At 45.4% G+C, this 13,189-nt stretch carries 11 protein-coding genes; 9 read left to right on the top strand and 2 right to left on the bottom strand.

All coding sequences use genetic code 11. From position 1 onward, the window contains the following. The first annotated feature begins 3 nt into the window (after nucleotides 1-3). Genes meaB through icmF form a run of 3 tightly spaced genes read left to right on the top strand, consistent with a single transcriptional unit; the run spans nucleotide 4 to nucleotide 4,849 of the window. Nucleotides 4-954, top strand: a complete 951-nt coding sequence (gene meaB, locus JOC33_RS03380) for a methylmalonyl Co-A mutase-associated GTPase MeaB (protein WP_205090926.1) — start codon at nucleotides 4-6, stop codon at nucleotides 952-954. Then, the gene (locus JOC33_RS03375; protein WP_205090924.1) at nucleotides 947-1,585 is read left to right on the top strand and encodes a TetR/AcrR family transcriptional regulator; all 639 of its coding nucleotides are present in this window, start codon (nucleotides 947-949) and stop codon (nucleotides 1,583-1,585) included. The genes meaB and JOC33_RS03375 overlap by 8 nt, the downstream gene beginning before the upstream one ends. A gap of 18 nt (nucleotides 1,586-1,603) precedes the next feature. Beyond that, complete coding sequence (icmF, locus tag JOC33_RS03370; protein WP_205090922.1) at nucleotides 1,604-4,849, top strand: fused isobutyryl-CoA mutase/GTPase IcmF; 3,246 nt, start codon at nucleotides 1,604-1,606, stop codon at nucleotides 4,847-4,849. Nucleotides 4,850-5,239: 390 nt separating this feature from the next. Here the strand turns inward: icmF and JOC33_RS03365 are convergent, their stop codons facing one another. Then, entirely contained in the window at nucleotides 5,240-5,551 is a 312-nt protein-coding gene (locus JOC33_RS03365; RefSeq protein WP_205090920.1) for a hypothetical protein, read from the bottom strand. 275 nt (nucleotides 5,552-5,826) lie between these two features. Here JOC33_RS03365 and rpoE point away from each other — a divergent pair, with 275 nt between their 5' ends. Together rpoE and JOC33_RS03355 are read left to right on the top strand one after the other, a co-directional pair. Further along, the gene (gene rpoE, locus JOC33_RS03360) at nucleotides 5,827-6,360 is read left to right on the top strand and encodes a DNA-directed RNA polymerase subunit delta (protein WP_205090919.1); all 534 of its coding nucleotides are present in this window, start codon (nucleotides 5,827-5,829) and stop codon (nucleotides 6,358-6,360) included. A gap of 290 nt (nucleotides 6,361-6,650) precedes the next feature. Beyond that, complete coding sequence (locus JOC33_RS03355) at nucleotides 6,651-8,252, top strand: CTP synthase (RefSeq protein WP_205090918.1); 1,602 nt, start codon at nucleotides 6,651-6,653, stop codon at nucleotides 8,250-8,252. Nucleotides 8,253-8,774: 522 nt separating this feature from the next. Here JOC33_RS03355 and JOC33_RS03350 read toward each other — a convergent pair. After that, the gene (locus tag JOC33_RS03350; protein WP_205090917.1) at nucleotides 8,775-9,290 is read right to left on the bottom strand and encodes a DUF2529 family protein; all 516 of its coding nucleotides are present in this window, start codon (nucleotides 9,288-9,290) and stop codon (nucleotides 8,775-8,777) included. 268 nt (nucleotides 9,291-9,558) lie between these two features. Between JOC33_RS03350 and JOC33_RS03345 the strand changes: the two genes are divergently transcribed. The 4 genes from JOC33_RS03345 (at nucleotide 9,559) to JOC33_RS03330 (ending at nucleotide 13,169) form a co-directional block, all read left to right on the top strand. Next, a complete protein-coding gene (locus tag JOC33_RS03345) occupies nucleotides 9,559-9,927 on the top strand; it encodes a response regulator (protein ID WP_205090916.1) in 369 nt (122 codons plus the stop codon). Between the two features lie 214 nt (nucleotides 9,928-10,141). Beyond that, nucleotides 10,142-11,005: a class II fructose-1,6-bisphosphate aldolase gene (fba, locus tag JOC33_RS03340; RefSeq protein WP_205090915.1), complete on the top strand. Its 864-nt coding sequence runs from the start codon at nucleotides 10,142-10,144 to the stop codon at nucleotides 11,003-11,005. Between the two features lie 94 nt (nucleotides 11,006-11,099). After that, on the top strand, nucleotides 11,100-11,741 hold the full coding sequence (gene fsa, locus JOC33_RS03335; RefSeq protein ID WP_205090914.1) for a fructose-6-phosphate aldolase: 642 nt from the start codon (nucleotides 11,100-11,102) through the stop codon (nucleotides 11,739-11,741). Between the two features lie 144 nt (nucleotides 11,742-11,885). Next, entirely contained in the window at nucleotides 11,886-13,169 is a 1,284-nt protein-coding gene (locus JOC33_RS03330) for a UDP-N-acetylglucosamine 1-carboxyvinyltransferase (protein WP_205090913.1), read from the top strand. The last annotated feature ends 20 nt before the right edge of the window (nucleotides 13,170-13,189 follow it).

Here is a 13,189-nt window from a genome sequence, read left to right as displayed (position 1 = left end):
TACATGCATCCATTAGCGGAACGGATCCAACAACAGGATATGCGTGCACTGGCACGGGCCATCACTCTGGTCGAAAATGATTCACCAGAAAAGCTCGACATGTTGAGTGACATTTTTTCCTTAAAGAAAAACGCGCATTATATCGGTATCACCGGTTCTCCTGGAGCGGGAAAAAGCTCACTCGTCAACCGGCTGCTGACCCACCTGAGGGAAAAGGGCTTAACGGTTGCAGTAATTGCAGTTGATCCGACCAGTCCATTCAGCGGCGGCGCACTTCTTGGTGACCGTGTGCGCATGAACCAGCATTTCACCGACCCGGGAATTTTCATCAGAAGCATGGCCACCAGGGGGAGCCTCGGGGGATTAGCACGGGCGACGAAGGATACGCTCCGCGTCTGTGATGCGTACGGTTTTGATGTCATACTCGTCGAAACTGTCGGAGTTGGTCAGTCAGAGCTCGATATCATGAAAGTAGCTGATACGACAGCCCTTGTTCTGACACCGAACAGTGGGGATGTGCTGCAGATATTCAAAGCAGGAATTATGGAAATTGCCGATTTATTTGTCATTAATAAGGCTGATCTTCCCGGTGTCGGCCGTCTGAAGGCTACCCTGGAAGAATATATCATGATCGCTGATCCCAAGGGGTGGGTGCCGCCAATCATCCGCACTGTCTCGACCGAAAATAAGGGAGTAGATGACTTGTGGTCAGAAATCCAGCGTCATCGAACCTATTTATATGAATCGCACAAAGGTCAGAAACAGCGTCAGCGGCAGCTTAAACTCGAAGTCTACGATTTGATACGAGAAGAGATCTGGCGAGAGGTATATAGAAAAATAGAAGCAGAAGATTCCAAACAGGAAGCCTTCCGTGACCTCATTGCAGACCCTTACCAGATGGCCAAAGAATGGTTCCAGGAATGGAAGGAAAAAGGGGGAAACCAACATGGCTGATCAGCACATCCATTCATCGATCAAAGATCAGGTTCTCGTCGAAAAAAGGCGAGAGCAAATGATCAAAGGAGCGGTGTCCTTATTCATTGAGAAAGGCTTCCATAAGACGACGACCCGGGAAATCGCGAAGGCTTCCGGTTTCAGCATCGGAACGCTTTATGAATATATCCGAACAAAGGAAGATGTCCTATTCCTTGTCTGCGATTCGATTTATGAGCGGGTAAAGCTGCGGATGGAAGAGGCTATCGACACAGAAAACAAGACGATCGACAGCCTGACCAATGCAGTCACTTCTTATTTTCAGCTGATGGACGAAATGCAGGATGAAGTAGTTGTCATGTACCAGGAAGTGAAGTCCTTATCCCGGGATGCTCAGGAATATGTCCTGAAAAAGGAAAAGGATATGCTCGAGATGCTGAAGCAAGTGATCAGAAACAGTATATCCCATCAGGTTCCTGAGGAGGATATTTCTCTGATTGCCAATAATGTTTTTGTTCAAGGTCAGATGTGGGGCTTCCGCCGCTGGATGCTCCAGAAGGAATTCACATTGGAAAGCTATACAAGAAGGCAGATACATTTTTTATTAGAAGGGCTCAATCTTAATCGCATGCAAGACACCCAAACTTCTTAGAACAGGAGGAAGGCGAACATGGAACAAGCTGAAATTTATCAACCGAAACACCCTGTCCGTTTTGTGACTGCCTCGAGTCTGTTTGATGGCCACGATGCGTCCATCAATATCATGCGCCGTATTCTGCAGGCTTCAGGCGCAGAGGTCATTCACCTGGGGCATAACCGCTCCGTTGAAGAGGTGGTCAATGCCGCCATCCAGGAGGATGTCCAGGGGATTGCGATCTCATCCTATCAGGGCGGCCACGTGGAATATTTCAAATATATGATTGATCTACTGAAGGAAAAAGGCGCTGGCCACATCCGCGTATATGGCGGTGGCGGCGGTGTCATCATCCCCCGGGAAATCAAGGAGCTCCATGAATATGGCGTCGCCCGTATTTTTTCACCGGAAGACGGCCGGGAACATGGCCTGCAGGGGATGATCAACCAGATGCTGGAGGATTGTGATTTCCTTCCTCCGATGGATGCAGAAAAAGCAGTGGAAGAGCTGCAAAAAGGAAACCCTCAGGCAATCGCAAGGTTTATAACTTATGTGGAGAACACGCCGGAGGGTGAACGGGAAGCAGCTGCACAATTTGAAGCTGCCGTAGAAAAAAGTACGACGAAAAATATTCCTGTCCTTGGTATTACCGGCACAGGAGGAGCGGGGAAAAGCTCGCTTACCGATGAGTTAATCCGCCGATTTATCAATGAAATACCAGAAAAGAAAGTCGCTATTCTTTCGATTGATCCGACGAAAAAGAAAACAGGTGGAGCATTGCTTGGTGACCGGATCCGCATGAATGCGATTTTCCATCCCCGCGTCTACATGCGCTCTTTGGCAACGAGAGATTCAAGGTCTGAGCTCTCCAAATCGATCGAAGAAGCCATTCAGGTAGTGAAAGCTGCCGGTGTTGATCTCATTATTGTGGAGACAAGTGGGATCGGCCAGGGGAATGCCGCCGTAACGGATGTGTCAGATTTATCTATGTATGTGATGACATCCGAATTCGGTGCCCCATCCCAGCTGGAAAAAATTGATATGATCGATTTCGCAGACTTCATTGTCATCAATAAATTTGAACAAAAAGGGTCGGAAGATGCGTTCAACCAGGTGCGAAAACAGTACCAGCGCAGTCATATGCTTTTCCATGACGACCCATCGACATTCCCGGTATTCGGAACAATTGCCAGCCAGTTCAATGATCCAGGAACAAACACCTTGTTTGCAGCTCTTATTGACAAGCTTAACAAAAAGTACGAGTGGAACGACGAAACTTCTTTTGAACGCGTGAAAAAAGCGGAAAAACAAAACGTCATCATTCCGAATGAGCGTAAACAATATTTGCGCGACATTTCCATGATGGTCAGGAATTATCATGAAAAGGCAGAGGAGCAGGCACAGAAAGCCCGCAAGCTTTATCAGTTGAAAGGCACGAAAGAGGCACTTGAAGGCGAAGATGCTGCAGAAAAAATTGATAACCTGATCGAGCAATATGAGAAAGACATCGATCCAAAAGTGAAAGAAAAGCTTGATGACTGGGATTCCCTTCATGAGCGTTATAGCGGTGACACCTATACGTTTAAGGTCCGCGATAAAGAAATTACTATGGATCTGACTACGGAAAGCCTGGCAGGACTTCAAATTCCTAAAGTTGCGCTGCCATCCTACAATGACTGGGGCGATCGTCTCGTCTGGCTTCTTAAGGAAAACGTTCCAGGTGCTTTCCCGTTTACAGCTGGGGTATTTCCGTTCAAACGAAAAGGAGAGGATCCGAAGCGCCAGTTCGCAGGGGAAGGTACGCCGGAGCGGACGAACCGCCGTTTCCATTACCTTTCCAAAGACGATGATGCCAAGCGTTTGAGCACGGCTTTCGACTCGGTAACACTGTATGGGGAAGATCCGGATGAGCGCCCGGATATTTACGGGAAAGTCGGCGAGAGCGGCGTAAGCATTTGTACCCTGGAAGATATGAAAAAACTGTACGACGGCTTTGACCTTACCAATCCATTGACGTCGGTATCCATGACAATCAATGGCCCGGCCCCGATTATTTTAGCGATGTTTATGAATACAGCCATCGACCAGCAGTTGAATAAATTCGAAGAAGAAAATGGCCGCAAGCCGAATGAACAAGAAGCAGCACAAATTAAGGCCGATACACTGCATGTCGTACGCGGGACAGTTCAGGCAGATATTTTAAAAGAGGACCAAGGCCAGAATACGTGTATTTTCTCCACTGAATTTGCACTTCGCATGATGGGGGATATCCAGCAGTACTTTATTGACAATGAGGTCCGTAACTATTATTCCGTCTCGATTTCCGGCTACCATATCGCTGAAGCAGGTGCGAATCCGATCACACAGCTCGCGTTCACCTTGGCAAACGGCTTCACGTATGTCGAGTACTATTTGAGCAGAGGAATGGATATCAACAAGTTCGCACCGAACCTGTCCTTCTTCTTCTCAAACGGACTTGACCCGGAATACACGGTTATGGGTCGCGTAGCACGCAGGATCTGGGCCATAGTCATGAAGGAAAAATACGGGGCAAACGAACGAAGCCAGAAACTGAAATATCACATTCAGACATCCGGCCGCTCCCTGCATGCCCAGGAAATTAACTTTAATGATATCCGGACAACGCTGCAGGCATTGATCGCCATCCAGGATAACTGTAACTCCCTGCATACCAATTCTTACGATGAAGCTATCACGACCCCGACAGAAGAATCTGTCCGGCGTGCGATGGCTATCCAGATGATCATCAACAAAGAATTCGGTCTCACTAAAAATGAAAACTCCTTACAGGGCTCCTATATCATCGAGCAATTGACAGATATGGTGGAAGAAGCCGTACTTCAGGAGTTTGAAAGAATCAACGATCGTGGAGGCGTACTCGGTGCAATGGAACGCCAGTACCAACGTGGAAAAATTCAGGAAGAATCCCTTTATTATGAAGGTAAAAAACACTCCGGCGAACTGCCTATCGTCGGTGTTAACACCTATCTGAACCCGACACCGCCGACAGAAGACGAAATCAATTCCATGGAAATTGCCCGGGCAACCAAGGAAGAAAAAGAACATCAGATCACTGAGCTGCGCAAATTCCAGCAAACCAGCGAAGCAAAAACTGAAGAAGCCCTGCAGCGCCTGAAACAGGTAGCAGCAAGCAACGGCAACATCTTTGAAGAACTGATGGAAACCGTCAAATACGCAAGTCTAGGCCAAATCACCAACGCCCTCTACCAAGTAGGCGGCCAATACAGAAGAAATATGTAATAAAAGCGGAGGGGGCTTGCTCAGACGCGCCCCGCATAAGCAGAAGCCCGCAGTCCGCCTGATCTTTGGCGGAAGGAGGGAGGCTGCTTATGTCGCAAGCTTCTAGCCCCTGGAGCTGGATAAATAAAAGCGGAAGGGGCTTGCCAGACGCGCCCCGCATAAGCAGAAGCCCGCGTTATGGAAGTTGACTAGAAAAAACGGTCTGTATGGAGTTTTATTTCCAAACAGACCGTTTTTGACTTTAATATTGAGGGATCCTATGCTTTCTATTTCTTCATGAAGTTTAACTCAAAGAAATTTAGATCTACCTGCTGTACGCCGTGCCCGCGACAAGTATCAGGCGGCAAGCGTTTTTAGCGAGCATCTCCTGCCGTGAATATCAATAAAAAGTTAATGCCCTCCACCCACAGTATCATGATCACCGGTTTGATTGATCTGTTTGATATATGGAGTAATGGTTCCATACCATTCATAAGTCAGATCATATTGCTTTTCAGAAGTGAGCAGCATCCAGGTGTTTTTATCCTTTACCTTTAACTTCTCATCTTCTACATAAATATAATAATTTTTGCCTTCATGCACTTTTTTTTCAATCTGCACATCAGTCATATGTTCAGTGTTAATTATCCCGTAGTTATTGTATAAGTAAGTACAAAACAGCCCAAGGGCAATGATGATAACTGTCCATTTTGCAAAACGCATGAATCTCTCTCCTTTGTTTAACTTTACAAATCTTCGGATAAACTTTATTTTACGATAAATAAGCTGGGAGACCAAGTCATTCCAAAAGTGTGAACTACTTGCAATCCCTGATGGCACATCATTGATTTTTAGTTTTGCTGAACATATAATGATAGGTATGGTTCCATGTGATTCGTGTGATTCCAATGATATGTTTAACAAGCAGATGGACTTAAATGACAACCTGTGGAAAAACATACTCTTATACATTAATAACATTAAAGGAGTGCTGGACCTTGAGTTTGAAAGAATTAAGCAAAGACCGTATCGAAGAATTGTCCATGATCGACCTCGCCACCATCATCCTGGAGGACGAACGCCAGGCAATCGACTTCAATGACCTGTTCTATAAAATTGCTGATATGAAAGGTTATACGAAACAGCAACAAGAAGATTATATTGCTCAGTTCTATACCGATATGAACATCGATGGCGGATTCATGACCATTGGTACGAATAAGTGGGGACTGAAACGCTGGTATCCAGTGGAGCAAATGGAAGAGGAAATTTCCAACCTGCCAAAGAAACGCAAGAAGAAAAAGTCGAAAAAACGTAAGGCTGCCATAGAGGATGACGCTATCCTTGACGAGGATTTGGAAGAAGATTTGGATCTCGAAGATGATGAATTAGATTTGGACGATGAATCTGATGATGGTTTTGACGGTGATTATGACAAAGATGATTTGGATGAAGAAGAGGAAGAAGTCATTGAAGATGACATCAGCTTCATCGGTGACGATGATGAGGATGAGGAAGACGACGACCTTTGATCGAATGCTTGACTTTCAAATCGTAAATAAGTACAATCTTATTTGGGCTCTTAAAAAATGCGAACGTTGAAATTTTACGCTCCCCATAACAGGGGGGCGTTTTTTTTATTTAGTCTATCTTTAAAAGGTTGCTGCTTCATAAATTCCAGTGAATCATCAACCCAGAAATATGTCCTTGCAAGCGTATGGTAAGCAGGCATCCTGCTTGCCATTCCTTCATTATTTGGTGCTGCCCGTGTTTAAAAATGGGAAGTAATGCTAACTTTAAATAAATAGAAAGAGGGATGACTGTGACAAAATACATCTTTGTAACAGGTGGAGTTGTATCTTCCTTAGGGAAAGGTATTACTGCCGCTTCACTTGGCCGACTATTGAAAAATCGTGGATTGAAAGTGACAATCCAAAAATTTGATCCATACCTGAACGTTGACCCAGGAACGATGAGCCCGTACCAGCACGGGGAAGTTTTTGTGACAGAGGACGGTGCGGAGACAGACCTTGACCTTGGTCACTATGAGCGTTTCATTGACATCAACTTGAACAAATTCAGCAATGTGACAACAGGGAAAGTATACTCCCATGTCATTAAAAAAGAACGTCGCGGTGACTATTTGGGCGGAACTGTCCAGGTCATCCCGCACATTACCAACGAAATCAAAGAACGCGTCTTCCGGGCTGGTCATGAGACCAATGCTGATGTTGTTATTACGGAGATCGGTGGAACGGTCGGAGATATCGAATCCCTCCCATTCCTGGAAGCGATCCGCCAGATCAAAAGTGATATCGGCCGTGAACAGGTCATGTATATTCACTGTACTCTTGTACCTTATATCAAAGCAGCCGGCGAGATGAAAACAAAACCGACTCAGCATAGTGTAAAAGAGCTTCGTTCTCTCGGAATTCAGCCGGACGTAATTGTATTGCGGACCGAGATGGAAATTTCAGAAGAGATGAAAGAGAAAATCGCTTTGTTCTGTGATATCAATAAAAAAGCAGTCATTGAAATGATCGATGCAGATACTCTATATAAAGTACCGTTGATGCTGCAAAACCAAAACCTGGACCAGCTTACCTGTGAGCACTTCGGGCTTAACTGTCAGCCTGCTGACATGGAAGAGTGGAAAGGACTTGTCGATCAGGTCAGCAGCCTGTCAAAAACTATCAACATTGCGTTGGTCGGTAAATATGTAGAGCTTCCAGATGCTTATATTTCTGTCGTGGAAGCATTAAAACACGCTGGCTATTCCTACGATTCTGATGTCAACATTCAATGGGTTAATTCCGAAAATGTCACCAGCGAAAATGTGGCAGAAAAACTTGAGGGGGCGGATGGCGTCCTTGTTCCCGGCGGTTTTGGAGATAGAGGCATTGAAGGGAAAATTGAGGCTATCCGTTTCGCACGGGAAAACAAAGTTCCATTCCTGGGTATTTGTCTTGGCATGCAGCTTGCGACAGTAGAATTCGCCCGTAATGTACTTGGCCTGGAGGGAGCTCATTCAGCAGAAATTGATCCTTCAACCCCTCATGCTATTATCGACCTGCTGCCAGAACAGAAGGAAGTTTCTGACCTTGGGGGTACACTTCGTCTTGGTATCTATCCATGTAAACTGGAAAAAGATTCAAAAGCGAAGCAAGCATATGGTGAAGAAGTCATTTACGAACGTCATCGCCACCGGTTCGAATTCAATAATCATTACCGAGAGCAGATGGAAGAGAATGGATTCAAATTTTCAGGAACTAGTCCTGATGGCCGTCTGATCGAAATCATTGAAGTAGAAGAACATCCTTGGTTTGTCGCAAGCCAGTTTCATCCGGAGTTTAAATCCCGCCCGACACGGCCGCAGGAATTATTCCATGGCTTCCTTGGAGCAGCCTCCACTTATCAAAAGTAAGCAAGTGGACATACTCCTTCTGGATCTAGTTTCCCCGCTCGCTGTGTGAAGGCGATCAAAGAGAAAAGATAGGATTTATAAAAAAAGGTCTGTATGGATTTTTATGTCCATACAGACCTTTTTGTCTTTAATTAGGATATCATAAACTATTCCTTCATGATTTTTTGTTTATTAAACCTAGAGCCTTGCTCCGCTGATTCCAGGTGTCCCTCCGCTGATTTTGTGCCCCGTCCGCTGATTCTGAGCTTTGATCCGCTGATAACGGCTTCGTTCCGCTGATTTCAGCCCATATTCCGCCGATATCTCGCACGCTGTACTGTTGAAGGAATAATAAGGAAGTCGTGACCTCAGAGCATGACTTTTTAGCACCCGTCGGTATGAGTTCTGGCAATCGACAAGCATATTTTCCTGCGTGGCGATCGTATTCTCGATTTCACTGCTGGGCGATCAAATTCTGATCAGCGAGCAATCCCTGGCGTGAGAATCGACGACCAGTTCCTTAAGATTATAAGAACTTTTTTATCATTCATATTCAGACAGAATTTCTTTTACTGTTACAAAAATGCCGTAATACGCATATAGCATTGTCAGGACGGCGGGAAAGCAGATGCGCTCCATATCAAACGGAAGCAGGGAGTCGGTCACCTTTGTATCAATATGGAAATCAGCTTGCTGCTTTGAGGGATCATCAGAATCGTCCGCGGCAGACAAGCTGATGACCTGTGCTCCTTGCTCCTGTGCTTTTTCCGTCAGTACAATGGCGTCTTCGTCATCTGTGAATCGGGAGGCGATAATTATTCGGTCGATATCGCTTAAAGTGACGTCTTCCTTGTAGCGAAAGCATTTAGGCAAGGTTTCTTTTCCTTTGAGCATTTCCGCTTCCAGGGCTTTCATTTCTCCAAAGCCCTTCACATATATTTTGCCATCACCGACGATAGCCTGGGCAAGCGCCCTGGCGGCATCTTCGATAGCGAATTCCTCTTTTTCCTGAATCTGCTGAAATTTACCTGTCAGTTGTGTGGTCAGCATTTTGAGCATGAAACATACCACCTTTAATGAAATTTCTGTATGGAGCTTTGCAGCATAGTTATACCATACGGAAACCTTGTATGGAAAACAATACAGGGAGGAATCTTTCGACATAAATCCTGCATCTTTTTAAATAAACACAGATATTTTACCAATTTGTTGGGAAATAGGTTGCATTTTCCCAAATTTCGGCAGGAGAAACAGGCCATCGTCAAGAATTGAAATGAGTGAGCTATTATTCATACTATGATAAAAGTTCGAAAGGTAGGGGAGAATCATGGCCAAGCGAGTATTGATTGTAGATGATCAGCCTGGGATAAGAATGCTGCTGGAGGAAGTCATCAAAAGCGAAGGATTCCAGGTTAGCTGTAAGGAAACAGGTCAGGAGGCCTTGGAATATATCAAAGGGAACAACCCGGACCTCATCCTGGTAGACTACAATTTGCCGGTCATGAATGGCGGGGAACTGCTGCATCATTTGAAGGAAGAAGGATATGAAAAACCAGCCATTCTGATGACAGGATTATCGGTCGATAGTCTTGGGGAAGAAAAAGATTTTCACTTTGTCCGAAAAGTGATTTCAAAGCCTTTTAACATTATTGACGTAAAGGAAATGATAGCTGATATACTTAATGGTAAAAATTGATAAACATTTTTTCCTGATGTAAGCGTTCTATTCAAATGGTAGTGTTGCACCTTCCTTTGGGTATTGGTATTCTATTACTGTGACTGAACTTACATAGCATGTTTTTAATTCTGGCAGCCCCTTTCCGAACTGGAGGCTGACGGGTTCCTGCGATCATCATCGTATCTGTAAACGTGCTGGTAATAATATACCCAATTTTGAAGGAGGAGCTTTCATGCCTTTAGTATCAATGAAGGAAATGCTCGAAACGGCTAAGGAAGAACGCTACGGTGTCGGCCAGTTCAACCTTAACAATTTAGAGTATGCGCAAGCGATTCTGCAAGCTGCAGAAGAAGAGAAATCACCAGTCATCCTCGGAGTTTCCGAAGGTGCCGCAAAATATATGGGTGGATTCAATGTTGTTGTTTCTATGGTTAAAGCATTGATGGACTCATATGGAACCACTGTTCCAGTTGCTATCCATCTTGACCACGGTTCCAGTTTTGAAAAGTGTGCAGAAGCGATACATGCCGGCTTTACGTCTGTCATGATTGATGCTTCCCACGGCCCGCTTGATGAAAACATCGCTGTTACGAAAAAAGTTGTAGAGCTTGCTCACATCCACGGTGTATCCGTTGAAGCAGAACTTGGCCGTGTAGGTGGACAAGAAGATGATATCATCGTAGAGGATGCAGAAGCAGCGTATGCCATCCCTTCTGAATGTAAGCAGCTGGTTGACGAAACAAACGTTGACGTATTTGCCCCGGCCCTTGGCTCTGTCCATGGACCATATAAGGGTGAACCGAACCTTGGTTTCGACCGTATGGAAGAAATCATGGGTCTTGTAGACAAGCCGCTTGTCCTTCATGGTGGAACAGGAATTCCTACTCATGATATTAAAAAGGCGATCTCTTTCGGGACAGCTAAAATCAATGTAAACACGGAAAACCAAATTGCTCAAGGTAAAAAAGTAAGAGAAGTACTGGCTGAAAAACCAGACCTATATGACCCGCGTAAATATCTTGGACCAGGACGCGACGCCATCAAAGAAACAGTGATCGGTAAAATGCGTGAATTCGGTTCGTCTAATCAAGCATAAAAAGCACGTATCAAGGAAGCCGTTTGTCTAAAAACGGTTTCCTTTTCAGCATGATTTGAAAACGCAACCATTGGAAATGGGGAGGAATATACAAATGAAATTCTTCGTTGATACAGCTAACATTGAGGATATAAAAGAAGCGAACGCTCTAGGGGTACTTGCCGGTGTAACAACTAATCCGAGTCTGGTAGCCAAAGAAGGTGTTTCGTTCCATGATCGCTTGCAGGAAATTACTGATGAAGTGAAAGGCTCTGTCAGTGCAGAGGTAGTTTCAGAGGATGCAGAGGGAATGATCAAGGAAGGGAAGGAACTTGCAGCTATTGCGCCGAATATTACTGTAAAAGTTCCAATGACATTGGAGGGCTTGAAAGCAGTAAAAGCCCTGGCTGATTTGAATATTAAAGTGAATGTTACGCTGATTTTTTCCGCAAACCAGGCCCTGCTTGCTGCGCGGGCAGGAGCAGCGTACGTTTCTCCATTTTTGGGCCGCCTGGATGACATCGGTCATAATGGTATGGACCTGATTGCTCAAATTTCCGAAATTTTTGACCGTCATGGCATTGAATCTGAGATCATTGCCGCGTCTATACGCCATCCTGTCCACGTTACGGAAGCTGCACTCCATGGAGCGCATATCGCAACAGTTCCAATCAAGGTATTGCAGCAGCTTGTCAAGCATCCGCTCACTGATCAGGGAATCGAGAAATTTTTAGCCGATTGGAACCAACAAAAGTAAGCATGAAATTGGAAAAAATGTGCAAACTAACGGCACAGGAAAAGCACACCCCGGATTACTGGGAAAAACTGTTTCCTTATTCTGATCAATCGGACAATCATGAGTACCACTTATGATTGCGGGATTAAAAGCGAGGAGTTAGACATGCGAAAACTATTAGTAGAAGGCGGAAAAAGGTTGAACGGAACAGTGAGAATCGGCGGTGCGAAAAATAGTGCTGTCGCTTTACTACCGGCTGCGATATTGGCAGATTCCCCTGTGACCATTGAGGGTCTGCCGAAAATTTCTGACTTGCAGATTCTTGGGGATCTCCTCGAGGAAATCGGTGGTACGGTGACCAAAGAAGGTCAGACAATACGCATTGACCCGTCTGAAATGATTTCGATGCCATTGCCGAATGGAAAAGTAAAGAAGCTAAGAGCTTCTTACTATTTCATGGGCGCGATGCTCGGCCGGTTCAAAAAAGCCGTTATCGGTCTGCCTGGCGGATGCCACTTGGGCCCGAGGCCGATCGATCAGCATATCAAAGGCTTTGAGGCACTTGGAGCACAAGTGACGAATGAACAAGGTGCCATCTACCTCCGAGCTGAGGAACTCAGAGGTGCGAGGATTTACCTTGACGTCGTCAGTGTTGGGGCCACTATCAACATCATGCTCGCTGCCGTTCGTGCCAAAGGGAAGACTATCATTGAAAACGCCGCAAAAGAACCGGAAATCATTGATGTCGCTACCCTGCTCTCGAGCATGGGAGCGAAAATCAAAGGAGCCGGTACAGATGTGATCCGTATCGAAGGCGTGGAACGCTTAAGCGGGTGCAACCATACGATTATCCCGGATCGCATTGAAGCAGGGACTTATACTATTCTAGCAGCTGCACTTGGCGAGGAAATGATCATCGATAACGTCATTCCACAGCATTTAGAGTCATTGCTTGCAAAATTGCGCGAAATGGGCGTCACGGTGGAAGAAGGTGATGAACAGCTGTTCATCAAAACGAGTGACAATTTGCGTAGCGTCGATATCAAAACACTCGTACATCCAGGTTTTCCGACTGACCTGCAGCAGCCATTTACCGCATTGCTTACCAAAGCGAATGGTACTGGTGTTGTCACCGACACCATTTACCAGGCTCGGTTCAAGCATATTGACGAGTTACGCAGAATGAACGCAAGCATTAAAGTGGAAGGCGGTTCTGCAATTATTTCCGGTCCTTCCAGGTTAGAAGGGGCGAAGGTGAAAGCGAGTGATCTGCGTGCTGGTGCAGCACTCGTCATTGCAGGCCTAATGGCAAAAGGAGTAACTGAAGTTACAGGAATCGAGCATATTGAGCGAGGATATGAGGACCTTGCTGAAAAGCTTACGAATTTAGGTGCGACTATCTGGCATGAGGAGATGTCAGAACAGGAAGTCGAGCAGTTTCAAAACTAGGAAATTGCCAACTATTGTTT

It is taken from the genome of Thalassobacillus pellis (assembly GCF_016908295.1).
Taxonomy (GTDB): Bacteria; Bacillota; Bacilli; order Bacillales; family Halobacillaceae; genus Thalassobacillus; species Thalassobacillus pellis.
The sequence above is the reverse complement of the archived record's forward strand: the minus strand, read 5'-3'. Positions and strand labels throughout refer to the sequence as shown.

Coding starts and splice junctions, on each gene's coding strand:
- meaB (WP_205090926.1), top strand. CDS start 4: ATGCATCCATTAGCGGAACGGATCCAACAACAGGATATGCGTGCACTG.
- JOC33_RS03375 (WP_205090924.1), top strand. CDS start 947: ATGGCTGATCAGCACATCCATTCATCGATCAAAGATCAGGTTCTCGTC.
- icmF (WP_205090922.1), top strand. CDS start 1,604: ATGGAACAAGCTGAAATTTATCAACCGAAACACCCTGTCCGTTTTGTG.
- JOC33_RS03365 (WP_205090920.1), bottom strand. CDS start 5,551: ATGCGTTTTGCAAAATGGACAGTTATCATCATTGCCCTTGGGCTGTTT.
- JOC33_RS03350 (WP_205090917.1), bottom strand. CDS start 9,290: ATGCTCAAAATGCTGACCACACAACTGACAGGTAAATTTCAGCAGATT.
- JOC33_RS03345 (WP_205090916.1), top strand. CDS start 9,559: ATGGCCAAGCGAGTATTGATTGTAGATGATCAGCCTGGGATAAGAATG.
- fba (WP_205090915.1), top strand. CDS start 10,142: ATGCCTTTAGTATCAATGAAGGAAATGCTCGAAACGGCTAAGGAAGAA.
- fsa (WP_205090914.1), top strand. CDS start 11,100: ATGAAATTCTTCGTTGATACAGCTAACATTGAGGATATAAAAGAAGCG.
- JOC33_RS03330 (WP_205090913.1), top strand. CDS start 11,886: ATGCGAAAACTATTAGTAGAAGGCGGAAAAAGGTTGAACGGAACAGTG.